Raw genomic sequence first — 23,042 nt, 5'->3', positions numbered from 1 at the left:
GGCCTGCTAGTTCAAGCGACGTGTGCGACCTGCCGCGCCAGCGCGCGCCCGCTGAGCCAGGCGCCTTCCACCTTGCCGCCATTCAGCCAGTCTCCACACAGACCCAGGCGGGCGTCCGCGTCCCACCAGCAGCCCAGGGTGAGTGCAGGTTCGGTATCCGCGTAGCGCCAGCGGTGGGCCGTGGCCGCCAGGGGTGCGGGCCCGCCCAGGGCCGCAAAGGCGGCAAGCAAGGCAGCGATCACGCTGTCTGCACTGTCTTCGATATGCGTGTCACTCCACTCGGCGCTGGCGTGCAGCAGCCAGGTTTCTGGCCCTGCACGGCCGGGCTTGCTGCTGTCGCGCGCTACCCAGCGCAGCGGGCCGGCGTTGATGAAAGCACCATCCCACGGTAAAGCCACAGGCGCGCCGTAACGCAGCATGACGGCCCAGCTGCCACGCATTCGGGCGCGGCCCGCCACAGCGGCACCGGCAGGAGCCACGTCAGTCAGCAACGGCACCCCCTGGGGCGCAGGTAGGGCCAGCAGCACTGCGCTGTAGCGCTGTGGATGCAGCCCCTGTTCGGCCGAGGTGACGGCCCATCCGTCAGGGTGGCGCTCCAGTTGCCGCACGGTGGTCTGCCACTGGGTGTGGGCGCGCTCGCCTGCCTGCGCCAGGCCTTGCGCCAGCCAGATCGCGGGCGAAGTCATGCGCGGCGTGCCCACAAAACGCTCCAGGGGCGTATGCGGTGTGGTCCAGGTTTTGCCGTCAAAACTGGCCAGGCGTGCGTCCCACTGCGCGGCCACACCGGCCTGCTGCCAGCGGTCGACTTCTGCGCGAAAAGCGGCGTCACGTGCGGTGAAATACTGCGCACCGTGGTCGCACTGCCAGGGGCCGTGTGCGTCTTCCGCGCGCCGGGTGCTCATACGGCCCGAAGGGCCTCGACTCTTGTCGAACATATGCACCGGCTGCCCCGCCTGCAGCAGTGCCTGCGCGCACGACAGGCCCGCCAGGCCTGCACCGATGACGGCGATGGGTTGTGGAGTCGTCAAGGTGCTCATGGCTGCGGGTCGGTGCGTTCGTGGGTGACCCAGATGAGGGCTTGCGCATCAATGCCCAGTGCCTGGGCACGGGCGACGAGCTGTTCGCGCACGGCGGGTGCAAGTGTTTTGGTGCGCGACAGGATCCAGCAGTAGCTGCGGTCCGGCCCCACCACCAGGGCCCATTGGTAGCCGGCATCGAGCGCGGCCACGTGATAACCGCCGTAGAACGGGCCGAAGAACGAGACCTTGAGCGAGGCGGTGTTGGCATCGCCCGTGAACAAGGCCTTGCCCTCGGCCTGTCGCCAATCATTCTTGCCGGTATCAAAACCCCGATTGAGCACGCGCACACTGCCATCCGGCTGGCGCTGGTAGGTGGCGCTCACGTCCGTCATGCCGCGCTCGAACGAGTGGTCGAGCCGCGCTACCTCGTACCAGCGGCCCTCGTACCGGGACAAGTCAAACGGCGTGGCAGGGGTGATGCCCGGGGGCGGAGCGGTGGTTGAGCAGCCCATCAAGGCCACAACAAAAGCCACCGACAAAAGCAGCATCGAACGGCGGATCCAGAGGAGCATCGGAGACATAAATTACCAATCAGTCACAAAACAAACCGAATGGTAAACCACTCCAACAAAAGAACGTACCCGCCAGTGACCCGCGCACCGAGAGGTGCATGCCCTGCCCCGTAAACTTACGTCATGACCCTTCAAATCACCGTGTACTCCAAGTCCGCCTGCCCCCAGTGCGAGTCGGCCAAGATGCTCCTCAAATCCCGCTCGCTGCCCTACGAAGAAATCAAGATTGATGACGAGGCCGAGCGCTTGGCGTTCTATGCCAAATGCGGGCCATCGGTGCGACAGATGCCACAGATCTTCATCAATGACCAGCGCGTGGGCGGGCTGGCGGGCCTGCAAGCCGCACTGGCGCAGCTAGCTGCCTGAGTCCGGGGCTGGTGCTCCCTGCCGCCCCATCGGTACGGTGTAGCCACGATGAGCGGCCCTCTGCGCAATGGCGAGGTACCGCCAGTCTCACACCTTGTGCGGGCGGCGCTGCAACTCCGTGGCCGTCCTACATCCCGATCTGCCAGGGCATGCTGCAATAGTGCCCAGGCTAGGCATGCTGGCATGCGTATGCCCTGCCGGCTCTCTCACCCAACACACAAAGGATTTCCCCATGGAAACCGGTATTCACACCATGTCCGACCTGTTTGATCAACTGGGGCTGCCGTCCGACGAAGCATCGATGACCACGTTCATCGCAACGCATCGCACGACGGCGGTCAATTTCACGCTACCGGACGTGGCGGTGTGGTCGCCCGCACAGGCCAAGTTCTTGCGTGAGGCGATTGCAGCGGACGCCGACTGGGCCATCCCTGCCGAGCAGCTGAGCCAGGCCTTGGGCTGCGGGCCCGGCGTGCCACGCTGAAGCGAATAGCGCGGGCGGATGGGCGGACGGGCTATCAGGCTAGTGCCCGCCTTGTGCGCTCGCCAGAAACCCGTCTACCAGCGCATAGTGCTCGGGCACATTGAGCGCAGGGGCGTGGCCGCAGCCGGACACCTCCACCACCTGGGCCTGGCCGCGTGATCCCGGGCCCCGGGTCAACATTTCGGCTGTGACGTCTGGCAGCACCAGATCGGACTCGGCCCCGCGCAGGCACAACACAGGAATGTCCAGCGCGTCGTAGTGGTCCCAGATCAGGTAGTCGTTGGTGTGGTGCGTGAACTGCTGCACCATGGCGGGGTCGTAATGCGGCGTGACACGGCCGTCTGGCAGGCGGCGGGTGCTGCTCTCGGTGAGCAGGCGCCACTGGTCATCGCTGAGCCAGCCGTACGGCTTGTATACCTGCCGAAAGAACGCCTCCAACTCCTTCACCGTGTCGAATGCGGGTGGATGGCCCGCATAAGCCTTGATGCGCTCCAGCGCCGCATCGGCCAGACGGGGGGCGTTGTCGTTGAGCAGCAGGCTCTGGATGCGGCCCTTGAGCTGCGGCTCGAACAATCCCGATGCGCAGACCGTACCGATGGCACCTCCCATCGATGTGCCAACCCAGTGCGCTTTTTCGATGCCCAGCTGGTCAAACAGGTCGGCCGCGATGCGCGCGTAGAACGACAGGCGGTACTCGTCTTGCGGCGCGCGCGCCCACTGGCTCAGGCCCCGTCCCAATGTGTCGGGACAGATCACGCGGTAGCGCGGTGCCAGGTGGGCGGCCAGCGGGTCCATGTCGCGGCCGGTGCGCGCCAGCCCGTGCCACGCGATCACCACCGGGGCATCCGGCGCGCCCCACTCCATGTAATGGATTTCATAGCCAGCGCAGGTGGTGTAGCGCGATAACGGAGTCATGGTGGTCAACCTTGTGAGTCGGTGGAGGGATGCAGGCTGCGGACAAAACAACCTGTGGACGGGTAGCGGCTCACAAAACTCAGCGAAGCGGTCCTGGCTAGGCGTTGCGTTGCAGACAGTACTGAAAGTACGGCAAGACGCAACAACGACGCCAGGAGAGTTTTTTGAGCCGCGCTCATTTCATGAGGCGGCCGTTGCTGCCGATGACGGTAACCTCGACATAGCGCGAGCCGATGCGGTTGGTGGGCGAATAGCCCAGCGTGATGCCGCCGAGGTCATAGCTTTGCAATGACTCCAGCGCCTTCACCACCTTGGCGCGTGTGGGCGCAGGCCCGGCGCGGCGCAGGGCCTCGACCAGCACCTTGGCACCGAGGAACTGCTCGAAGCTGGTGTAGTTGACCTCGGCGTCGGGCGCGTACTTTTTGAGCAGCGTCTGGTACTCGCGCACCACGGGCAGTTGCGGCCGGTAGGGGTATGGCACCACCTGGCTGATGCCCAGGCCGTGCGCGTTCTTGAGACCTGCCAGCTTGACCAGCTCCGTCGGGTCCACCACCGAGATGTTGTACAGCTGCGCGCCGCCGCCCTGCTCGCGGTAGCGCTGGATGAAGGCCGCCGCAGGCTTGTTCACCGCAATCATGATGACCGCGTGCACATCGGCGGCCTTGATGGCCTTGACCGCGTCATCCACCTTGTCGGTATTGCGCTCGTAGCCCGCAGACACCACCAGCTTGAGGTTGCGCTTGGCCAGCGCTGCCTCCACCCCTGCCAGGCCCGCCTTGCCAAAACCATCGTCCTGGTACATCACCGCCACGCGGTTCATGCCCAGGGTGGTGAGCTGCTGCACCATGTGCTCGGTTTCGTCGGCATAACCGGCACGCACATGAAAGATCCAGGGGTTGAACGGGTTGCGCAGCGACTCGCCCCCCGTGTACGGCGCCACCAGCGCGGCGCCGCCCTGCTCCAGCACACCATCCGACAGCAGCTGGGTGATGTTGGCCGTGCCTGCAAAGCCGTACAGCGCCACCACCTCGGGCTTGGCCAGCAGCTCGCGGGTCGCCTTGACGGTGTCTGGCACCTTGTAGGCGTCGTCCACCACCGACTGGCGGATGCTGGCGCCGTGCACGCCACCCTGTGCATTGACCCAGTCGAAATAGATCTTGCCGCCCAGCACCATCTGCGCGCCGGTGCTGGCCAGCACGCCGGTGAGCGGCGCCACCTGCCCCACCACAATCTCGGCAGCGTGCAGCGAGGGTGCTGTGGCACTCACCCACATCACCGCCAGCGCTGCCGCCACGCGGCGGCCCCATGTGTTTACTTTTTCCATGTCGGTTCATCCCTTGCTTGACTGGCTTGTTGCAGCCGCGCCCACGGGCGGCGCAGAGGCAGACAGCCCATGCGCGTGCCCGGCAGGCAACGGTGACGGTGTGTCGTCTGGCAAAGCTCCTTGGGTCAGTCGGGGATGGCAATGGCGCCCGCCGTGACGGCGATGGCGTTGGCAGCAGCGGGCGTGGTAGCCAGAGGAGGCACGTTAGCGGCGGTGATGGCCGGGGCGCTGCCCGATGTGCCGCCACGTGGCACCGTGCGCACCACCTGGCTGGCGGGCAGCGCCTTGCCGCTGGCAAGGTGGTCGTACACGGCGTCGAGCGCATGGTTCAGGTACACGTGCAGCGGCACATAGCGGGTGTCGTAGCCAGGCAGCACGGTGGGCAAGCCAATGAAACTGTCGAAGTGCTGGGCATTGGCCACTTCCACATAGCTGAGCTTGCTGGCAGCGCCTTCGACCTTCTTGTTCAACGCGGCGTAGGGGCGCGAGGTGTGGCTGACGGGCAGCAACGCGTCGGCACGGCCATGCACGATGACCGTGGGCTTGCCGCGCAGGTTGCCGCTACGGCGGGTTTCGTCCACCCCTGCCTGCAGCTTCTTGGCCGCGGCGTCATTACCAACAACAAGGTTGCGCAGGCACAGCGCACCGGCCGTATTCCAGTCAGCCACGCCAGCGTCCGACACCGACAGGAAGTCGCGCGCCGGGCCCAGCTTGCCCAGGTTGTTGACCAGGTTGATGCCGCCCGAGGGAGGCACACCGTTGCCGGTGGCAAACATGCCCGCCAGCGCGGCAGGAGCCAGCGTCGTCACCGCGCCCGCCGCCGCCGTGGCCGCATAGCTGAAGCCGCACAGGTGGTCCTTCACGCTGGCGCGGGAAAGGCTGTTGGCAAAGGTCACCGACACCGCGGGGGCCACTTCAAACGCAGCCAGCGATGCATGCAGGTCGTTGGACTCCGGCTCCCAGCCGTAGGCGCGCAGCTTTTGCAAAGCCTCTTCGGCCTGCGTGGCCGTGGTGGAGGCAGTGAGCAGGCCTGCCGCCTTGAGCGAGGCACAGCGATTGGGCGCAATCGGCAGGGCCGCACTGCCAAAGCCGGCCGCAAAGGCGGCGGCGTAAGGGCTGGTGCTGACCGACGGCGCCAGCGATGCGCAGGCCTGGTACAGGTTAGCGTACGTGGTGAAGTCCACCAGCGTCTTGCCGGTGACGGCCACATCGGCACTGCCACGGCGCACGGTGACACCGGGGTTGGCAGGCATCTCGATGGCGGGCTCGGACACTGCCACGCCGCTGATCAGGCCCTGCGTGTCCAGCTCGGCCGCAGCAATCGCTGAACCGCCACCGTTGGAGATGCTGGATGCGATGACGATGGTGTTGGCCGGGGTCAGCGTCTTGAGGCGCTGGCCCGCTGCATCGGTGGCGCCGTAACGCTGGTTGAGTACGTAGTAGCCAAACTCCACGGCCTGCAAGGTGGTGGTGCCCCAATCCTTTTCAGAATTCTGGCCCGAATGCGCGTGCTTGAACGCAAAACGATTGGGCGTGGCGTTGTTGAAGGCGGCCAGCTCGGTAGCCGTGAGGCCCGCGTTGAAGGCTGCGGCCTTGCCCGCTGCGGCGGCCGTGGTGCGCGTGCCGTCCATCAGCGGTACGGTGTCGTTTTGCAGGTCGTGCGGTGCGCCGCCCGTGCCCTTGTCAGAGTACGCCACGGCGCAGCCCTTCTTCAGGCCCCACTCGCCGGTGGAGATGCCGCCGTACACACCGCGCGAGCCCGATGCCGTCGCGGTGATCATGCAGGGCTTCTTGGGGTCGAAGCTGGCAGGAACCTGCACCATGAGGGTGACGTTCTTGCGGCCTGTGCCGTCGTCGGCAAACGCGATGTACTCAGTGCCCGCCACCTTGCCTTCGCCGGTGGTGACCTTGCCCTGCGCGTCCACATTGGGGCCATACAGCGTGCCGTAGCCGCCGGCCGCCGTCATGTCGAGCATGGCGCGGTAGTTGGTGTGGATGGCGGTGCGGCGCAGCTCGGCTGCGGTGGGCTTGAGCGGGTCGGCATAGGCCGGTGGCACGGCCGCCGCCAGGCCTGTGGCGCCCAGGCCAGCCGTCAGCAGGTCGTTGCTGGTGCCGTCGTACGTGGCCTCGCTGATGGCGCCCAGGTAGGTGGGCTTGGTGTTGAGTGCGGCGCTGTCGCCATCACTGCCGCCGCAGGCAGCCAACACCGCAGCGGCCAGCACTGCGGGAACGAACGGACGAGAAAACGGACGAAAACGCGGGTTCTTCATGCTCATCTTCATGTGCTTGTCTCCTGGAGTTTTTTCTTTGCGTCTTTGTTGCACAGCTCACCCACACACCCAGGCCACGCCAGTCACCCGGCGCGGCCGGGCCACTCACCCCACCTTGCGCGCAGCTGCCGCGCGCAGGCGCCCCACCACACCGGTGGGGAAGTAGTAAACAGACAGAACGAACAGCACGCCCAGCCACAACAGCCAGCGGTCGGGCGACAGCAGGGCCGACAGCCAGGGCAGGCCCGAGGTGGCCTCGCTGCCCAGGCGCAGCAGATCCTGCAGGTAGCTTTGCGCCACCAGGAAGAGCACGGCGCCAATGGCCGAGCCGTAGATGGTGCCCATGCCGCCGATCACCACGATGAGCAGGCAGTCCATCATGATTTCGAAGCTCAGGGACGTATCCGGCCCGTTGTAGCGCAGCCAGAGCGCCAACATAGCGCCTGCCATGGTGGCAAACAGCGCCGACAGCACGCTGGACGTGGTGCGGTACACCACCACGCGGTAGCCAATGGCCTCGGCGCGGAACTCGTTCTCGCGGATAGCCTGCAGCACGCGGCCGAAGGGCGAGTTGACGATGCGCAGCAGCGCCAGCACCAGCGCCACGGCCGTGACGAAGAGCAGGTAGTAGCAGACCAGCCGCCCATCAATGCTCACGCCCAGGAAGGGGTCGTCAAACGGCTCGAAGCTGGGCGACAGGAACTCGGGCACCTTGAAGGTCAGGCCGTCTTCGCCGCCGGTGATGTCCGACAGCTGCGAGGCCAGCGTCTGGAACGCAGCGGCCACGGCCAGCGTAATCATGGCGAAGAAGATGGCTCGCACGCGCAGCGAGAAGAGCCCCACCGCCAGCGACAGCAGCAGCGAGAGCACCAGCGCCCCAGCCAGCCCCACCAGCAGTGCCGACCACGTGGGCCCCATGCGGGTGGTGGCCACGGCAATGCCGTAGGCCCCGATGCCAAAGAACATGGTGTGCGCAAAGCTCACGATGCCGGTGTAGCCCAAGAGCAGATCGAAGCTGGCGACCAGCACCACAAAGATCAGCACCTTGGCTGCCACGGACAGCGCCTTGACGCCCGGGAAGAGGAACGGCGCGAACGCCAGGCCCACAAAGATGGCCACCAGAATCACCGCCAGCACCTTGCTGCGCGGATAGTCGCCGGAGAGAAGTCGGTTCAGCATGTCAGTCGGCTCCTCATCAGCGGTTGGCCACGGGATAGACGCCCTGCGGACGCCACAAGAGAATGGCCACCATCAACGCGATGTTAGAGAACAGCGCCACCTTGGGCACCAGGAAGCCGGTGTAGTTGGCCATCAGCCCCACCAGCAGCGCACCGATGAGCGCGCCGCCGGTGCTGCCCAGGCCGCCGATGATGATCACGATGAAGATCAGCACGTTGACTTGCGCGCCCATCTGGGGCACCACGTTCTGCTGGTACAGGCCCCACATCACACCACCCAGGCCCGCCAGGGCCGAGCCCACCACGAACACGCCCACAAACAGGCGGCGGATGCGGTAGCCCAGGCTTTCGACCATCTCGCGGTCTTGCACGCCAGCGCGGATCAGCAGGCCGACCTTGGTGCGCGACAGCGTCCACGCCAGCACACCAAACACCAGCAGGCCCACGGCCACCGCCACCAGGCGGTACTTTTCGATGGCCGCATCGCCCACCAGCAGCGAGCCACGCATGCCCTCGGGCAGCGGCAGCGGGATCTGCGCGGGGCCCCAGATGACCTTGATGAGTTCTTCACCAATGATCATGCCGCCCATGGTGATGAGGATCTGCTTCAGGTGCTGGCCGTACACGGGCCGCACGATGAAGCGCTCGAACGCGAGGCCCACGGCCCCCGCCACCGCCATGGCCACCACCATCGCGGGCAGCACGGCCATCAGGTTGCGCCACAGCTCGGCACTCTGGGTGTAATCGCCCATGGCGCCCAGCACGCTGGTGGCCACAAACGCACCCAGCGCAATGAACACGCCGTGGCCGAAGTTGAGCACGTCCATCAGGCCAAACACCAGCGTGAGGCCCGAGGCGATGATGAAGATGATCATGCCCATGGCCAGCCCCGCCACCGTGAGCGTGAGCCAGGTGCTGGGCGAGCCGATGAAGGGCAGCACCAGCAGCGCAAGCGCCGGCACCAGCGCCAGCGGCTTCCAGTCGAAATCGCGGGTGACGCTCATGCCCGACCTCCAGCAGCCACGGCCGCACCGCGTACATAAGCTATATATTTAATAGCTGCCACGGCAATAGATACCTGCACTACCGCCCGAAAACACCTGAAATTGCTCATAAGACTCATAGCGCCAACCCTAGCAGCGAGCGCTGCAGTTCTTCGTCTTGCGCCAGTGCGGCCATGCTGCCCGCATGCACCACCTGGCCGTTGTCCATCACGGCCACGGTGTCACCCAGCCGCTTGGCAAAGTTGATGTTCTGCTCGACGAGCAGGATGGTCACGCCGCTCTTCTTGAGCTGGTCGAACGCATCGATCATGTTGTTGATGATGGCGGGCGCGAGGCCCTTGCTGGGTTCATCCACGATGAGCAGATCGCGCGGCTCGACGATGGCGCGGCTCACGGCCACCATCTGCTTTTGGCCGCCGCTGAGCTTGCCGGCGGGGTGGTTCCAGAACTTCTCCACAGCGGGGAAGAGCTTGAAGATCCACTGCAGCCGCGCCTCGTCCATCTGCGCAGCGTTGCGCGCGCTGCGCGCGGCCAGCAGCATGTTTTCCTTCACCGTGAGGTCGGCAAAGATGCCCATGTTCTCGGGCACGTAGGCGATGTTCATGCCCGCAATGGCAGGCGTATTCATCGACGTGATGTCTTTGCCGCCGAAGTGGATGGAGCCCTGCGACGCATGCCACAGGCCCATGATGGTGCGCAGCGTGGTCGTCTTGCCCGCGCCGTTGCGGCCCAGCAGCATGGTGAGCTGGCCCTTGGGCACGGCAAGGTCCACGCCGTGCAGGATGTGGTACGCCCCGATGTGCGTGTGCACGCCCTTGAGTTCGAGCAGGTTGGTCTTTGGCGTCGTGCTCATACGGCCTCCTTCTCTGCGTCCTTCGAGACACCCAGGTAGGCCTCTTGCACCACGGGTGATGCGATCACCTCGGCCGGTGGGCCGTCGGCCACCAGCGTGCCGTTGGTCAGCACGATGATGCGGTCGGCCAGCTCGCGCACCACGTCCATCTTGTGCTCCACCAGCAGGATGATCTTGGTCTTGTCCTTCTTCAGCTCGCGGATCAGGTTCAGGATCACGGGCGCCTCGTCATGGCTCATGCCGGCCGTGGGCTCGTCGAACATGTAGACCTGCGGCTCCAGCGCCATGAGCAATGCCACTTCCAGCTTGCGCTGGTCACCGTGCGGCAGGCTGGCCACGGGCGTGTCGGCCCGGTCGGTCATGGCCACGGCCTGCAGGATCACGCGGGCGCGCTGGGTCAGCGCGTTGTGGTCGCTCCAGATGCTCCACAGGTTCATGCCCCGACGGTGCTTGCCCTCTTGCGTGGCCTGCACGGCCAGGCGCACGTTCTCCAGCACGCTGAGGTTCGGGAACAGGTTGGTGAGCTGGAACGCCCGGCCCAGACCCGCGTGCGTGCGTGCCGAGACGGACTGGCCCGTGAGGTCCTGCCCGCCCAGCATCACGCTGCCGCTGGTGGCCTTGAGTTGCCCCGAGATCAGGTTGAAGTAGGTGGTCTTGCCCGCGCCGTTGGGGCCCACGATGGCGGTCAGCGTGCCGGGCTCGAAAGAGCAGGTCACGCCGTTGACCGCCACATGGCCGCCGAAGCGGATGGTCAAGTCCTTGGTGGCCAAGGTGCTCATGGGTGGTGGTTCACTTTCACGGTCTGAGTCAATCGATGGAATGGGTGGGGCGCCCTGCCCTGCGGCAGCGCGCCCCGGCACTTTAGGGGCAGGTGCCGATCACGTAGTAGTTGGTGCTGGTCTGCTTCAAGGTGTTGGTGACGAACACGTTCCACAGGCCCATGTTCTGGTTGGAGCCCAGCGCATAGGTGTAGCCCCCGGCGGCATACGCTCGCCCGGCCAGGGTGTGCGCATAGTTGCTGGCCGTGGTGCAGGTGGCGGTGCCACCGCCCGAAGCAGCCAGCGTGGTGCCCGAAGCAGCGGCCGATGTGGCGCCTTCAGCCGCGTTGGCATCGGCGGCGCGCACCGTCCAGCTGTAGGTGGTGGAGGCGGCCAGGCCAGTGTCCGTATAGCTGGTGGCGGTCACAGGCAGCGCGTTGACCTTGTTGGCGTTGCGATACACGTTGTAGCTCGCCGCGCCCGTGACGGCGGCCCAGCCGATGGCCATGCTGCTGGCCGTGGCGCCCGAAGTGCTCACGCCCGTAGGGGCTGGCAGGGCTACAGGGTCGGGGGGCGTGGTGCCGCCCGTGCCGCTGGAGACGCGGTCCACCATGGCCTTGATGGCCGCCATTTGCGGGCCGGACTTCTTGGAGTAGTTGGCGCTGTCATAGCCCCACCAGTCCCAGCAGCTGTTGGTGGCTGCGGTGCTGGTCTGCGGGTACAGCATCACGATGTTGTTGGTGTCGGCCCAGCGGTTGTAGCCGGTGTTGCGCACGTACTGCTGCTGCACGTCGCTGATGTTCTGCTTGCAGCCATGCAGCACCACATGCAGCTTGCAGGTGGCCGAGCCCCCCGCCTGGCAGGCCTGGGGCACATAAGCCCAGCCCGTGGTGGCCATGCCATGGTTGGTGATGAACTCGCTCTGGTTGAACTCGATGTAGTTGCCGGTGGGCAGGGTGGCGTTGTTGCGGGCGTTCAGCGTGCCGTACAGGTGCTGCAGCATGGCGCCGGCCAGGTCGAAGTTGCAGTTGCTGATGTAAGGCGCGCCCTTGGTGGAGCAGGCATTGCCGTAGTCGTCCGTGACCATGGCGTGCTCGGCCGCGATGTCTTTCTTGTAGACCACGTTGGCAGCGGGCACGAAGCTGTTGTAGTAGGTGCGCAGCGCGTCCATCACCCCGGTTTTGACCACGCTGTCGAGCGTGCCCGAGAACAGGTAGACCTTGGAGTTCTGCAGGTTGGCCACGGGGTCGATGACGCCCTGGCTGGCCCAGGTGTTGGTGGTGCTGACCAGCGTGCTGGTGGGGATGCCTGCAGGGCTGGCCATGCAGCGCCCGGTGGCGTTGACGACCGATCCCTCGGCGCAATAGAACGGGCCGCCCGCGACCACGCCGGCGCCCTTGGCAAACGTGGCCGAATACGCCACGTGCAGCTGCACGGCCATGAAGCCGCCCGAGGACAGGCCCGATACCGTCGTCTGTGTCTTGTCGATCTTGAGTGCTGGCAGGTTGACGGCAGCGTGAACACTGCCCACGCCACAGAGTGCCATCGCAGCCCCTGCTGCAGCCGCCCGGATGAAATTGAAAGCCATGTTGTCTTGTCTCCAAATAATTTTTGAGAAAAACCGACCCAGCCCCCGTGTCAACCCGGGAGTTCATGCATCAATTCACTGGAAAAAGAGGGGCGGCCGCCCCTGCGGGATGTGCCCCGACGGGGCAGGACGGTGGTCCTGTCCGGCGGGCCTCGCTAACTCACCAACTCGCCATCACTCTGACGGAGTCGAAAGACCGGCTTATCGCTTGTTGCGAATCGGCACGTTCATTTCTTCAGGCTTGATCTCGCGCACCAGCTCGGGCACGCCCCAGGCAAAGGCCGGGTCCACCTTGATCTTGAAGTGGTACATGCTCTGCATGGCCTGGTGGTCTTCCTTGCGGAAGGTCATCTTGCCCTTGGGGGTCTCGAAGCTCATACCCTCCATGGTCTTGATGAGCTTGTTGGTGTTGGTGTCACCGTTCGTGGCCTTGAGGGCCGTGACCAGCGCCATGGCGGAGCTGAAGCCGCCGGCCGTGAAGAAGTCTGGCGGGGTCTTGAACTCCTTGTAGTGCGCGGCCACCATGGCTTCGTTCACGGGGTTCTTGGGGATGCCGAAGTAGTAGTACGTGGCGCCTTCCATGCCAGGGAAGTTCTTGTACGCAGCCATGGCGGGCAGGATGTTGCCGCCGGTGGCGATCTCGATGCCATAGCGCTTCAAGTCCATGTCAGCGATCTTGAACGGGTTGCCCGCGCCAGCCCAGATGATGAAGATGACCTTGCGGCCGGGCACGTCCTTGAGCTTGTCGATCAGGCGCTGGGCACCGGCGGTGAAGTCGGTGGTGGTGGTGGGCAGGTATTCCTCGTGCACCAGCTTGGCGTTCTTCAGCGCGTCCTTGAAGGCCTTCACGCCATCCCGGCCAAAGGCGTAGTCCTGCGCCAGCGTGGCTACCGTAACGCCGGCCTTGTCGATGGCCACGGCGTTGGAGATGGCGTCCTGGCTGCTGTTGCGGCCGGTGCGGAAGATGTACTTGTTCCACTTGTCGCCGGTGATGGCGTCGGCCACGGCGGGCTCGACCAGCAGGATCTTCTTGTATTCCTCGGCCACGGGCAGCAGGGCCAGGGCCACGCCGCTGGAGGTGGGGCCGACGGCGATGTCGGCCTTGTCGTCCGAGTAGGCCGAGGCCAGCAGGCTCTTGCCCAGGTCGGGCTTGCCCTGGTCGTCTTTCTCGATCACGACGAGCTTCTTGCCATTGACGGTCATGCTGCCGCCGGTGGCGTAGTTCAGGCCCATCATCAGGCCGGTCTGGGTCTGTTTGCCGTAGGCCTCCAGGGGGCCCGTCTTGCTGTAGACGTGGGCAATGCGGATTTCACCGGTCTGCGCGAACGCGGGGGCAGAAAGTGTGGCGGCGGTAACGGCTGCGGAAGCGAGGGCGACCAGAGTGCGACGTTGCATGGCGATGTCTCCTGTTGTGATGCGTCTTTATTGCACAGTCTGTGCCAGCGTCCAAGTGCTTGATTTCAAAGATACTTTTGCTGACACCCCGGCGACACTGACTGATTTAAAGACACATTAAATGTCTTATTTTTAGACATTTGCCTGATTTTTATTCAGGGTTTTCCAGACGTCCATAGAGTGTGGCGCGCGAAATGCCCAGCTGCCTGGCGGTAGCCAGCTTGTTACCCCCATGGGCCTTCAGGGTGGCGGCGATGGCCTTGCGCTCCAGCTCGGCCACCTGCTCGGCCAGCGGGCGCAGGTAGCGGCTTTCGTCCTCGGCATCGGTGGCGTGGCCGGGGTCCTGCACCGGGGCGGGGGCGGCGGGCTCCACGCCGGCCTCGCGCAGGATGCGCTCCAGCTGCGCGGCGTCGATGGACTGCGAGTCGCTGCGCATGACCGCCTGCTCCAGCACATTGCGCAGCTCGCGGATGTTGCCACGCCAGGGCTGGCCCGCCAGCAGGGCCATGGCATCGGGCAGCAACTCGGGCGGTGCGGTGCCATTGCGCAGTGCCAAGTCTTCACCCAGGGCTTCGACCAACGCAGGGATGTCGCTGCGCCGCACCCGCAGCGGCGGCACGCGCACAGGCAACACATGCAGGCGGTAGAACAAGTCCTCGCGAAACTTGCCCTCGCGCACCAGTGCGGCCAGGTCGCGCGAGGTGGCGGCCAGGATGCGCACGTTGAAGGGCACGAGCTTGTTGCTGCCCAGCGGCTCGATCTCGCCCTCCTGCAGCGCGCGCAGCAGCTTGGCCTGCAGGCTCTGCGGCATGTCGCCGATTTCGTCGAGGAACAGCGTGCCGCCATCGGCCAGCTTGAACTTGCCGTCGCGGCCCTTGCGGTCGGCGCCGGTGTAGGCGCCAGGCGCCACGCCAAAGAACTCTGCCTCCAGAAGCGTGTCGGGCACGGCTGCAATGTTCACGCTGACAAACGGGCCACTGGCGCGGCTCGATGCCGCATGAATCGCGTGGGCCAGCAACTCCTTGCCGGTGCCCGTCTCGCCCAGCAGCAGCACGGGGCTGCTGGACTGCGCGGCACGCCGCGCCTGGCGCTTGACCTCGGCCGCCGCAGGGCTGGAGCCGATGAAGCTGGCAAAGGTGTACTTGGACCGCCGCTCGCCGTCGCCCGCCACGGCCAGGCTGCGCCGCCGCTGGCTGGCCAGCTCGCGCCGGGCGTCGTCCAGGTCGCGCTGCAACAGCGCAAACTTGCTGATGAGGGGCTGCAGCGTGGTTTCGGGATGGTCGAACAACACGATGCCGATGGCGCCGATCACGCGGTCCGCGTCGTCGCGCAGCGGGATGCGGCTGACCACAAACGTGCCCGCCTTGTTGGTGAGCAGGTCGATCAGCACGGGCTGGCCGGTCTCCAGCACGCGGCGCATCTGGGTGTTGGGGATCACCTCTTCCACCGTGCGGCCCACGAACTGGTCCACCGACGAAAACCCGAGGTCGGGCAGGAAACGCTGATAGCCCTCGTTCACCCACACGATGCGCCCGCTGCGGTCCACCAGGAACATGCCCTGGCTGACGCTGGAGAACAGCTGGAACATGGAGCGTGCCGCCAGTTCGAGGATGCCCTGGGCATCCAGCGGCAAAGCGGGGGCGTCGTCGGTGATCAGGGGCATGCGTGGATGGTAGCGCGGCAGCGCACCGCACAAAGCCCCATGCTTACCGCAGGCGGCCGGGTGGACGCCAGGGGCCTCCAGCGCATGGCCACGGCGCAGTCACACCTTTCACCGGATCCTTAGACGCTATCCATAACATAGCAACTACTCCAATCTACACCGGCACTACCGGCCATTTTCCTCATAAAAATGCATCACGGAGGCAGTGAGTGGCAGATTGGAGACGGCAACGCTGGCGGCCAATGGCGGGTCTATCAGGATGCAGGGCTTGCCCGTGCGGCGGCAATGGTCCTGCACGCGCCAGTAGTCGTCATGGCTGAGGCACCCGGTCTGGCAGATCACCAGGTTGGCCGCGGCAAGGCTGGCGTCAAACGCGGCATCCGCAGCCCGGCCCTTCGCCACAGCCACCGCCACGGGCCGCACCGTGCGTGAAGCGCCCACCGCCACGTCGCTGCCAGGACCGGCGTGGGTAGCCCTTTCCTCACCCTGCAGCGGTGCGCCACCGTCTACCCGGGCTTGGCCCCCGGCCGCCAGGCGCCACCGCAGGCATTCGCGTGACAGCGCAGCAATGCGATCGACCAAGGCACTGATGTGGCGCGCCACGGCCCGGCGCCGCCATAGGCCGGGGGCCATGGCCTGCAACTGCGTCAACTCGTCCTGCGCCAGGGCCAACCGCGTGTCGCGCAGCACCACGGCGCCGCGCAGCCGCACCACCTCGGCCTGCAGCGCCTGGATCTCGGCAGCCTGGGCTGCCAGGGCGGCGCTGCAACGCTGCTGGACCTCACCGAGTTGGCGGCAGAGCACCAGAAACTCCTGCGGAAATGAAGACATGCGCCCATCCTGCAAATAAGAATTATTCGCATTTTATGGTACGATTCGCACCGAGTTCGCAGCAAGTCGCCTGGTGGGGAGGGCACCGGGAGCACAGCGCCTCGGGGTCTGGCTTGCTAAGAAAATCGTCGGCACGGATTCGCCCGCGCCGTCTGGACGAAAAAAAACCGCGCCGGGTGGCGCGGTTTTTTTATGGGCGCGGGCCGGGAGCCTCGCCAGGGCCTCAGGCCTCTGCCAGCGCCATCTTGCGGGCCGCCCAGCGGCGCAGCAGGCGCGGCACGATCAGCACCGCCAGCACGATGACGATCAGGGTGACCGAGCCGGGGCGCTCCAGGAAGATCGTCCACTTGCCTTCGCCAATCGACACGGCATTGCGCATTTGCGCCTCGGCCAACGGGCCCAGGATCATGCCCACCACCACAGGCGCTGCAGGGAAGTCAAAGCGGCGCATCACCACGCCCAGCAGGCCAATCGCATACAGCAGCACCAGGTCGAACGCGCTCTGGCGCATGCCGTACACACCCAGCGTGGAGAACACCAGAATGCCCGCGTACAGGTACGACTTGGGGATGTTCAGCAGCTTGACCCACAGTCCCACCAGAGGCAGGTTCAGGATCAGCAGCATCACGTTGCCGATGTACATCGACGCGATCAACGCCCACACCAATGCACCGTTGGTGTCGAACAGTTGCGGGCCGGGCTGGATGCCGTAGTTCTGGAACGCACCCAGCAGGATGGCCGTGGTGTTCGACGTGGGAATACCCAGGGTCAACAGCGGAATCAACGTGGCCGTGATGGCTGCATTGTTGGCGGCCTCGGGGCCCGCCACGCCTTCAATGGCGCCGGTGGTGCCGAACTCTTCCTTGTGCTTGCTCAGCTTCTTTTCAGCGGCGTAGCTCAGGAAGGTCGGGATCTCGCTGCCGCCCGCTGGCACGGTGCCAAACGGAAAGCCGATGGCGGTGGCGCGCAGCCACGCGGGCCAGGAGCGCTTCCACTCCTCCTTGGTCATGTGCGTGCTGGTCAGGCGGTTCTGGGTTTCGTCGGACTTGCCTTCGTACATCACGTTGTACAACGCCTCGCCCACGGCAAACAGGCCCACGGCGATCAGCACGACCTCGATGCCGTCCATCAACTCGGGCACGCCACCGGTGTAGCGCGCCTGGCCCGTGATCTGGTCGATGCCGATCAGGCCCATGGCCAGGCCGACAAACAGCGCCACCATGCCGCGCAGCGTGCTCTTGCCCAGCACCGCGCTCACCGTGGTGAAGGCCAGCACCATCAGCATGAAATACTCCGGCGGGCCCAGGCGGATGGCGTATTCAGCCACCAGCGGCGCGCAAAAGGTCACCAGCACCGTGGCAATGGTGCCCGCCACAAACGACCCGATGGCGGCTGTGGCCAGGGCCGCACCGGCACGCCCATGCTTGGCCATCTTGTTGCCCTCCATGGCCGTGACCATGGACCCGGCCTCACCCGGGGTGTTGAGCAAGATGGATGTGGTGGAGCCGCCATACATGGCGCCGTAGTAGATGCCCGCAAAGAAGATCATCGAGGCCGTGGCCTCGACCTTGACGGTGATGGGCAACAGCATGGCCACCGCCACGGCCGGGCCGATGCCGGGCAACACGCCCACGGCTGTGCCAATCATGCAGCCCACAAAGGCCCACATCAGGTTGATGGGTGTTGCCGCCGTGGCAAAACCCTGCATCAAAAGGTTTAACGTATCCATGACATGCAGGCTTTACAGCCACCCCGTGTTGGTCAGGCCGGGCAGGTTGATGGCCAGCAGTTGCGTAAACATCCAGTACACCGGGGCCGCTACCGCGATACCGATGAAGGAATCCTTGATCCAGGCCTGCAGGCGCAGGTCCAGTTCACCTTCCGAGCTTTTGAAACCCCGCACCGACAGCACGAAGCACAACGCACAGCTCAGGATGAAGCCCAACGTGGTGATGAGCAGGGCGTTGAGCAGCAGCCCCGCCGACACCCAGATGAAGCCCTTCCAGTGGGCCCGCTCGTCGCCAGAGCCTTCTTCCAGCTCGCGAAACCCGCCGTTCAGCGCATGCACCACACACAGCACGCCGCAGACCAGGATGGCAATGCTGACCACCCAGGGAAAGAAGTTGGGGCCCACGCCGCCATAACCGGCCTCTGAACTAACCGAGCTGGCCCCCCAGGCCAGGCCCAGCGCCAGCACCACCAACCCCACCCCGATGAGGGTCTGCAAGGGCTTGGAGCGCGATGAATGTTGTTGTGTCATGTTTTTTCCTTCGCACCAACCAGTGCACAGCAACGCCCGCCTCCATCCACCAGGAGGGAGAAGGCGACTGCCGCGCCTTGCTTCGAGATCAGATCATTCCGGACTTGGCCATCGTGGCGCGCATGCTGGCGAACTCTGCGTCCACAAAGTTGGCGAACTCGTCGCCGGCCATCCATGCAGGGGTCCAGCCGTTCTTTTCCATCGCGTCCTGCCAGGCCTTGTGCTTGAAGGTCTTGGCCAGCGCATCGATCAGGGCCTTGCGCTGCTCTGGCGTGATGCCCGGCGCGCCGTACACGCCGCGCCAGTTGCCGATCTCCACGTTGATGCCCTGTTCCTTGAGCGTGGGCACATTCACGCCCTTGAGACGGGTGCCCGAAGTCACACCCACGGGGCGCATCTTGCCGGCGGTGATGTACTCGGAGAACTCGCTGTAGCCGCTGCCGCCTACAGTGACGTTGCCGCCCAAGATGGCGGCAGTCGCCTCGCCGCCCCCACGGAACGCCACATAGTTAATCTTGGCAGGGTCCACACCCACTTCGCGGGCGATCATGGCCGCCGCAATGTGCTCGGTAGAGCCGCGCGAGCCACCGCCCCATTTCACACTGCCGGGGTCCTTCTTGAGCTGGTCCACCACGTCCTTCATGGTCTTGAAGGGCGAGTTGGCGGGCAGCACGAACACGTTGTATTCACTGGTCAGGCGCGCCAGGGGAGTGACCTTGTCCAGGCCCACCGGGGGCTTGCCGGTGATGATGCCACCCAGCATCACGGCGCCCATCACCATCAGTGCATTCGGGTCGCCCTTGCTGGCGTTGACGAACTGCGCCAGACCAATCGCACCCGCTGCGCCGCCCTTGTTGTCATAGGACACTGACGAGGCTGTGCCCGCATCCTGCATCGCCTTGCCCAACGCACGGCCGGTGGTGTCCCAGCCCCCACCCGGGTTGGCAGGGATCATCATCTTGATGGCAGACGCCGTCTGGGCCGACACGGGCAACACACCCGCAGCGGCCATGGCGGCCAGTGATTTCAGAAAGGTATCGCGACGCATGTGTCTGTCTCCTGATAAGGTTTGCGAACCGCCCGATGATGCGCGCGCTGCCTGTCAAACGGCTGTCCTCAGACTCAGGGAAAACACTCATGCGCCGGGCCCAATGAGACGGTGCTATGGTGCCGCGCATGCAATTGCTCCTTGTAGAAGACGACCCCACCATGCAGGCCACGCTGCACCGCGCACTGACTCGGCGCGGCATGGAGGTGACGGCCGTGGGCGACGGGCGCGCGGCGCTCAGCCAGTGGACCGCACTGCAGCCCGATGCCGTCATCCTGGACCTGACCCTGCCTGGCCTGGACGGTCTGCAGGTGTTGCAGCAGGCCCGGTCGCGCGGCCTGCGCACCCCCGTGCTCATCCTGACAGCGCGTGGCACCGTGGGCGACCGTGTGATGGGCTTGAACGCCGGAGCCGACGACTACCTGCCCAAACCTTTTGACCTGGACGAACTGGAGGCCCGCCTGCGCGCCCTGGTACGCCGCAGCGCAGACCCCGCCGTGGCACCCCTCGCCCCCAGCACCGTGCAGATTGGCGCCATCCGTTATGACAAGGACAGCGGCGCGCTGTACCTGAACGGTGAGGTGATGGAGCTCACCCCGCGCGAGCTGGCTTTAATGCACGCATTGCTGGCCCAGCCCGGCCATGCGGTGACCAAGGAACGGCTGTATGAGTTGGTGTTTCCGGGCCAGCTGGACGTGCAATACGAAGCCATCGAGGTGGTGGTGTATCGGCTGCGCAAAAAGCTGGCAGGCACGGGCCTGACGTTGATGACGCTGCGCGGCCTGGGCTACCTGCTACGGGCAGACACATGAGCCCCAAAGGCGTGCGCCACCACTCGCTAAGGCGGCGCCTGCTGCTGGGCATCTTGCTGCCGGTGGTGCTGTTCATCGGCTTCAACACCTGGAGCCTGTACCACCAGACCCTGGCATCCCTCAACACGGCCTACGACCGCACCCTGCTGGCATCCGCCAAGAGCATCAGCGAGCAACTGGATGTGAAAGGGTTTGACGAGGAGGCGCAGCTGCGCGCTATCGTGCCGTATTCCGCCCTGGAGGCCTTTGAAGCCGACAACCAGAGCCAGATGTTCTACCGCGTCTCGACCCTGAAGGGCGAGATGGTGTCGGGCTTCGAGGACCTGCCGATGTGGCACGGCAGCATCCCTGCCCGCCCGCCCTACGCGGCCTTGGTGGACTTTTACGACGACCGCTTTCGCGACCGCGATGTGCGCGTCGCCGTGCTGCTGCAGCCGGTGGCCAGCTCTCAGGGGCGCGCCATGGCGGTGATCCAGGTGGCCGAGACGCTGGAAGTGCGCGAGACCCTGGCCCTTCAGATCCTGCGCAACACCCTGCTGCGCCAGGCACTGCTGATCGCGGTGATCGCCTTCACCGTGGTGCTGGTGGTACAGCGCGCCACCCAGCCCGTTCGCCAGCTCAGCCAGCAGCTGCAGGCCCGGCGCGAAGGCGACCTGAGCCCCATCGCCGCCCCCCTGGCCCCGCGCGAGCTGCAGCCGCTGGTCGACGCTACCAACGAGGTCATGCAGCGCCTGCGCCACCTGCTGCGGCACCAAAAGCGCTTTGTGCGCGATGCATCCCACCAGTTGCGCACACCGTTGGCCGTGCTCAAGACCCAGGTGCAATCGGCCCTGCGCGGAGACGTCGAGCCGCAGCAGGCCCTTCATGAAATCAGCGACACCGTGGACCGCGCCACCCAGCTCGCCAACCAGATGCTGGCCCTGGCCAAGGTGGAACAGCTGCGCCAGCAGAGCGCGCCACCCAACACGCGGTTTGACGAGATTCTGCGCACGGTGGCACTGGAGATCTCACCGCTGATCGCCCAGCGCGATCTGGACTTCGGCATTCACACCGAGCCCACCCTGGTGCAGTCCCACGAATGGATGTTGCGCGAACTGAGCCGCAACCTGCTGCACAACGCCGTGCGCCATGCACCGCCAGGCAGCGAGCTGACCGTAGACCTGCGCAGCGACGGACGGCATGTGGCGCTCACGATCAGTGACCACGGCACCGGTATTGATGACGAGCTGGCGGCCCGGCTGTTCCAGCCCTTCTCGGCGGGCGACGTGCGTACCGGCAGCGGCCTGGGCCTGGCCATCTGCCATGAGATTGTGCAGGCCCTGGAAGGCAGCATCGCACTGACCAACCGGGTCCAGGGGCACAAGGTGACGGGGCTGGATGCTGTTGTTCGCCTGCCGCTGCCTGCGCCCCTGACTGACAGCGCGTCGACGGTGCAGGCGGCACAATCTCGCCCATGAATACCTCGGAGACGATGCGGTTGGACAAGTGGCTTTGGTGCGCCCGCTTCTACAAAACCCGCAGCCTCGCCACGGAAGAAATCGGCAAGGGACGGGTCACCGTTAATGGCCAGCTGGCCAAACCCGCGCGCGACCTGCGCTGCGGCGACACCGTGGCGCTGCGCCAAGGGCCCGTGGCGCGCACCGTGCTCGTACGGGGCCTGAGCGGCGCCCGGGGCCCCGCGCCTGTAGCCCAACAGCTGTATGAGGAAACCCCTGACAGCATCGCCGCCCGCGAAAAAGCAGCGGAAATACGCCGCCTGGCCCCTGAGCCTGCAGCAGCCCTTCAGGAGGGGCGCCCCACGAAGCGCGACCGGCGCGAGATCGACAAGGTCAGCAACAAGGGGAGTGACTGGGGCAGCCGGTGGAGCGCTTCGATCGACGAGTGAACCTGAGATGAACTCTGGCCCCCAAGCCTGCCCATACAGAACGGCGTAGACGCGGGACGCAAGAAAAAAGCCCAAGCGACTGAATCGCTTGGGCTTTATCTTGGCGGAAACGGATGTTTTCGGCGCTACTGGTTACCCTTGACACGATACAGGGCGCGTTTCACTACCGAGGGAGAAACGCCGTATTTGGTTGCTAGGCCAAGCTGAGTAATCCCTCCAGCTCGATACTCAGCCACCACAGCGGCTTCATCAGCCGGAGACAATGCGCGAAGTCTCCCCGGCAACCTTCCACGCGCACGTGCGGCAATCTGGCCCGCAATCGACCTTTCCCGAATCATTGAGCGCTCAAGCTGCGCGACGGCACCAAGAATCTGCACCACAAACACCCCCATGCTGTTTGTCGTATCCAGTGGCTCAGTAACACTTTTGATGGTCGCTCCAACAGCCTCAAGCTGGCGAAGCATTGCGAGCAGATCAAACAAGCTCCTTGCAATGCGGTCGATTTTGTAAACGACCAGAACATCACCCTTTTGCAGAGACGCAAGGCACCTAGCGAGCTCGTGACGACCGCGCCGCGATGCACCGCTAGCCTTCTCCTGATAGATGACTTCGCAGCCAGCTTTAGCGAGCGCATCAAGCTGCAATGCTGTGTCCTGGTCCTGCGTTGAAACTCTGGCGTAGCCTACAAATGCCATTAGTTGCCCTCCTTTTGAGAGGCAATCTAGGCCGTTTTACCAAGTGGTAAAAGCCAGAAATGCCACCCTCAGAATCTGTAAGTTTTAAGTCAGATGTCAGTACGGTGTGCGGGGTGCAAATG

The 23,042-nt window shown here is 65.1% G+C and carries 22 protein-coding genes; 5 read left to right on the top strand and 17 right to left on the bottom strand.

Going from position 1 to position 23,042, the window contains the following annotated elements:
* Nucleotides 1–11: 11 nt before the first annotated feature.
* The gene (locus C8C99_RS04525; RefSeq protein ID WP_108625088.1) at nt 12–1,037 is read right to left on the bottom strand and encodes an NAD(P)/FAD-dependent oxidoreductase; all 1,026 of its coding nucleotides are present in this window, start codon (nt 1,035–1,037) and stop codon (nt 12–14) included.
* Nucleotides 1,034–1,567 carry a lipocalin family protein gene (locus C8C99_RS04520; RefSeq protein ID WP_233247156.1) on the bottom strand — a complete coding sequence of 178 codons (534 nt, stop codon included), beginning with the start codon at nt 1,565–1,567 and terminating at the stop codon, nt 1,034–1,036. The genes C8C99_RS04525 and C8C99_RS04520 overlap by 4 nt, the downstream gene beginning before the upstream one ends.
* 147 nt (nt 1,568–1,714) lie before the next feature.
* Between C8C99_RS04520 and C8C99_RS04515 the strand changes: the two genes are divergently transcribed.
* A complete protein-coding gene (locus C8C99_RS04515) occupies nt 1,715–1,957 on the top strand; it encodes a glutaredoxin (RefSeq protein ID WP_108625086.1) in 243 nt (80 codons plus the stop codon).
* 232 nt (nt 1,958–2,189) lie between these two features.
* Nucleotides 2,190–2,441, top strand: a complete 252-nt coding sequence (locus C8C99_RS04510) for a DUF2789 family protein (RefSeq protein ID WP_015014942.1) — start codon at nt 2,190–2,192, stop codon at nt 2,439–2,441.
* Between the two features lie 39 nt (nt 2,442–2,480).
* Here C8C99_RS04510 and C8C99_RS04505 read toward each other — a convergent pair whose 3' ends face one another.
* The 14 genes from C8C99_RS04505 to C8C99_RS04440 all read right to left on the bottom strand — a co-directional run bounded on the left by C8C99_RS04505 (nt 2,481) and on the right by C8C99_RS04440 (nt 19,528).
* Nucleotides 2,481–3,356, bottom strand: a complete 876-nt coding sequence (locus C8C99_RS04505; protein ID WP_108625085.1) for an alpha/beta fold hydrolase — start codon at nt 3,354–3,356, stop codon at nt 2,481–2,483.
* Between the two features lie 175 nt (nt 3,357–3,531).
* The gene (locus C8C99_RS04500) at nt 3,532–4,680 is read right to left on the bottom strand and encodes an ABC transporter substrate-binding protein (protein WP_108625084.1); all 1,149 of its coding nucleotides are present in this window, start codon (nt 4,678–4,680) and stop codon (nt 3,532–3,534) included.
* Nucleotides 4,681–4,805: 125 nt separating this feature from the next.
* Entirely contained in the window at nt 4,806–6,962 is a 2,157-nt protein-coding gene (locus C8C99_RS04495; RefSeq protein ID WP_108625083.1) for a D-(-)-3-hydroxybutyrate oligomer hydrolase, read from the bottom strand.
* A 93-nt stretch (nt 6,963–7,055) separates the two neighbouring features.
* On the bottom strand, nt 7,056–8,129 hold the full coding sequence (locus C8C99_RS04490; protein ID WP_108625082.1) for a branched-chain amino acid ABC transporter permease: 1,074 nt from the start codon (nt 8,127–8,129) through the stop codon (nt 7,056–7,058).
* 16 nt (nt 8,130–8,145) lie between these two features.
* Nucleotides 8,146–9,132: a branched-chain amino acid ABC transporter permease gene (locus C8C99_RS04485; RefSeq protein WP_056064590.1), complete on the bottom strand. Its 987-nt coding sequence runs from the start codon at nt 9,130–9,132 to the stop codon at nt 8,146–8,148.
* Nucleotides 9,133–9,247: 115 nt separating this feature from the next.
* Nucleotides 9,248–9,985 (bottom strand): ABC transporter ATP-binding protein, encoded by a 738-nt coding sequence (locus tag C8C99_RS04480; RefSeq protein ID WP_108625081.1) that lies wholly within the window; start codon nt 9,983–9,985, stop codon nt 9,248–9,250.
* Nucleotides 9,982–10,764 (bottom strand): ABC transporter ATP-binding protein, encoded by a 783-nt coding sequence (locus C8C99_RS04475; RefSeq protein ID WP_056640202.1) that lies wholly within the window; start codon nt 10,762–10,764, stop codon nt 9,982–9,984. The genes C8C99_RS04480 and C8C99_RS04475 overlap by 4 nt, the downstream gene beginning before the upstream one ends.
* A gap of 82 nt (nt 10,765–10,846) precedes the next feature.
* Nucleotides 10,847–12,331 carry a PHB depolymerase family esterase gene (locus C8C99_RS04470; RefSeq protein ID WP_108625080.1) on the bottom strand — a complete coding sequence of 495 codons (1,485 nt, stop codon included), beginning with the start codon at nt 12,329–12,331 and terminating at the stop codon, nt 10,847–10,849.
* A gap of 201 nt (nt 12,332–12,532) precedes the next feature.
* On the bottom strand, nt 12,533–13,726 hold the full coding sequence (locus C8C99_RS04465; RefSeq protein ID WP_056640208.1) for a substrate-binding domain-containing protein: 1,194 nt from the start codon (nt 13,724–13,726) through the stop codon (nt 12,533–12,535).
* A 151-nt stretch (nt 13,727–13,877) separates the two neighbouring features.
* Nucleotides 13,878–15,389: a sigma-54-dependent Fis family transcriptional regulator gene (locus C8C99_RS04460; RefSeq protein WP_108625079.1), complete on the bottom strand. Its 1,512-nt coding sequence runs from the start codon at nt 15,387–15,389 to the stop codon at nt 13,878–13,880.
* A gap of 165 nt (nt 15,390–15,554) precedes the next feature.
* Nucleotides 15,555–16,220 carry a DUF2325 domain-containing protein gene (locus tag C8C99_RS04455; RefSeq protein ID WP_056640211.1) on the bottom strand — a complete coding sequence of 222 codons (666 nt, stop codon included), beginning with the start codon at nt 16,218–16,220 and terminating at the stop codon, nt 15,555–15,557.
* Between the two features lie 223 nt (nt 16,221–16,443).
* Nucleotides 16,444–17,949, bottom strand: a complete 1,506-nt coding sequence (locus C8C99_RS04450; RefSeq protein WP_056640213.1) for a tripartite tricarboxylate transporter permease — start codon at nt 17,947–17,949, stop codon at nt 16,444–16,446.
* Nucleotides 17,950–17,961: 12 nt separating this feature from the next.
* Nucleotides 17,962–18,480, bottom strand: coding sequence for a tripartite tricarboxylate transporter TctB family protein (locus C8C99_RS04445; protein WP_056640216.1), 519 nt, complete (start codon nt 18,478–18,480; stop codon nt 17,962–17,964).
* Nucleotides 18,481–18,568: 88 nt separating this feature from the next.
* Nucleotides 18,569–19,528, bottom strand: a complete 960-nt coding sequence (locus C8C99_RS04440; protein ID WP_108625078.1) for a tripartite tricarboxylate transporter substrate binding protein — start codon at nt 19,526–19,528, stop codon at nt 18,569–18,571.
* Nucleotides 19,529–19,656: 128 nt separating this feature from the next.
* On the opposite strand from C8C99_RS04440, the gene C8C99_RS04435 reads away from it, so the two are divergent.
* The 3 genes from C8C99_RS04435 to C8C99_RS04425 are packed head-to-tail and all read left to right on the top strand — an operon-like array spanning nt 19,657 to nt 22,225.
* Nucleotides 19,657–20,340: a response regulator transcription factor gene (locus C8C99_RS04435; RefSeq protein ID WP_056640405.1), complete on the top strand. Its 684-nt coding sequence runs from the start codon at nt 19,657–19,659 to the stop codon at nt 20,338–20,340.
* The gene (locus C8C99_RS04430) at nt 20,337–21,797 is read left to right on the top strand and encodes a sensor histidine kinase (protein WP_056640222.1); all 1,461 of its coding nucleotides are present in this window, start codon (nt 20,337–20,339) and stop codon (nt 21,795–21,797) included. Before C8C99_RS04435 ends, C8C99_RS04430 begins: the two co-directional genes overlap by 4 nt.
* Complete coding sequence (locus C8C99_RS04425; protein ID WP_056640225.1) at nt 21,794–22,225, top strand: RNA-binding S4 domain-containing protein; 432 nt, start codon at nt 21,794–21,796, stop codon at nt 22,223–22,225. Before C8C99_RS04430 ends, C8C99_RS04425 begins: the two co-directional genes overlap by 4 nt.
* A 125-nt stretch (nt 22,226–22,350) precedes the next feature.
* On the opposite strand, the gene C8C99_RS04420 is transcribed toward C8C99_RS04425, so the two are convergent.
* Nucleotides 22,351–22,920 carry a recombinase family protein gene (locus C8C99_RS04420; RefSeq protein ID WP_108625077.1) on the bottom strand — a complete coding sequence of 190 codons (570 nt, stop codon included), beginning with the start codon at nt 22,918–22,920 and terminating at the stop codon, nt 22,351–22,353.
* Between the last annotated feature and the right edge of the window lie 122 nt (nt 22,921–23,042).

The organism is Acidovorax sp. 107 (assembly GCF_003058055.1).
Classification (GTDB): Bacteria; Pseudomonadota; Gammaproteobacteria; order Burkholderiales; family Burkholderiaceae_C; genus Acidovorax.
This window is presented reverse-complemented; position numbering and strand designations above follow the sequence as displayed.

Excerpts from the sequence above, each read along its gene's own strand:
- C8C99_RS04525 (WP_108625088.1), bottom strand. The coding sequence starts at position 1,037 with ATGAGCACCTTGACGACTCCACAACCCATCGCCGTCATCGGTGCAGGC.
- C8C99_RS04520 (WP_233247156.1), bottom strand. The coding sequence starts at position 1,567 with ATGCTGCTTTTGTCGGTGGCTTTTGTTGTGGCCTTGATGGGCTGCTCA.
- C8C99_RS04515 (WP_108625086.1), top strand. The coding sequence starts at position 1,715 with ATGACCCTTCAAATCACCGTGTACTCCAAGTCCGCCTGCCCCCAGTGC.
- C8C99_RS04510 (WP_015014942.1), top strand. The coding sequence starts at position 2,190 with ATGGAAACCGGTATTCACACCATGTCCGACCTGTTTGATCAACTGGGG.
- C8C99_RS04505 (WP_108625085.1), bottom strand. The coding sequence starts at position 3,356 with ATGACTCCGTTATCGCGCTACACCACCTGCGCTGGCTATGAAATCCAT.
- C8C99_RS04500 (WP_108625084.1), bottom strand. The coding sequence starts at position 4,680 with ATGGAAAAAGTAAACACATGGGGCCGCCGCGTGGCGGCAGCGCTGGCG.
- C8C99_RS04495 (WP_108625083.1), bottom strand. The coding sequence starts at position 6,962 with ATGAAGATGAGCATGAAGAACCCGCGTTTTCGTCCGTTTTCTCGTCCG.
- C8C99_RS04490 (WP_108625082.1), bottom strand. The coding sequence starts at position 8,129 with ATGCTGAACCGACTTCTCTCCGGCGACTATCCGCGCAGCAAGGTGCTG.
- C8C99_RS04485 (WP_056064590.1), bottom strand. The coding sequence starts at position 9,132 with ATGAGCGTCACCCGCGATTTCGACTGGAAGCCGCTGGCGCTGGTGCCG.
- C8C99_RS04480 (WP_108625081.1), bottom strand. The coding sequence starts at position 9,985 with ATGAGCACGACGCCAAAGACCAACCTGCTCGAACTCAAGGGCGTGCAC.
- C8C99_RS04475 (WP_056640202.1), bottom strand. The coding sequence starts at position 10,764 with ATGAGCACCTTGGCCACCAAGGACTTGACCATCCGCTTCGGCGGCCAT.
- C8C99_RS04470 (WP_108625080.1), bottom strand. The coding sequence starts at position 12,331 with ATGGCTTTCAATTTCATCCGGGCGGCTGCAGCAGGGGCTGCGATGGCA.
- C8C99_RS04465 (WP_056640208.1), bottom strand. The coding sequence starts at position 13,726 with ATGCAACGTCGCACTCTGGTCGCCCTCGCTTCCGCAGCCGTTACCGCC.
- C8C99_RS04460 (WP_108625079.1), bottom strand. The coding sequence starts at position 15,389 with ATGCCCCTGATCACCGACGACGCCCCCGCTTTGCCGCTGGATGCCCAG.
- C8C99_RS04455 (WP_056640211.1), bottom strand. The coding sequence starts at position 16,220 with ATGTCTTCATTTCCGCAGGAGTTTCTGGTGCTCTGCCGCCAACTCGGT.
- C8C99_RS04450 (WP_056640213.1), bottom strand. The coding sequence starts at position 17,949 with ATGGATACGTTAAACCTTTTGATGCAGGGTTTTGCCACGGCGGCAACA.
- C8C99_RS04445 (WP_056640216.1), bottom strand. The coding sequence starts at position 18,480 with ATGACACAACAACATTCATCGCGCTCCAAGCCCTTGCAGACCCTCATC.
- C8C99_RS04440 (WP_108625078.1), bottom strand. The coding sequence starts at position 19,528 with ATGCGTCGCGATACCTTTCTGAAATCACTGGCCGCCATGGCCGCTGCG.
- C8C99_RS04435 (WP_056640405.1), top strand. The coding sequence starts at position 19,657 with ATGCAATTGCTCCTTGTAGAAGACGACCCCACCATGCAGGCCACGCTG.
- C8C99_RS04430 (WP_056640222.1), top strand. The coding sequence starts at position 20,337 with ATGAGCCCCAAAGGCGTGCGCCACCACTCGCTAAGGCGGCGCCTGCTG.
- C8C99_RS04425 (WP_056640225.1), top strand. The coding sequence starts at position 21,794 with ATGAATACCTCGGAGACGATGCGGTTGGACAAGTGGCTTTGGTGCGCC.
- C8C99_RS04420 (WP_108625077.1), bottom strand. The coding sequence starts at position 22,920 with ATGGCATTTGTAGGCTACGCCAGAGTTTCAACGCAGGACCAGGACACA.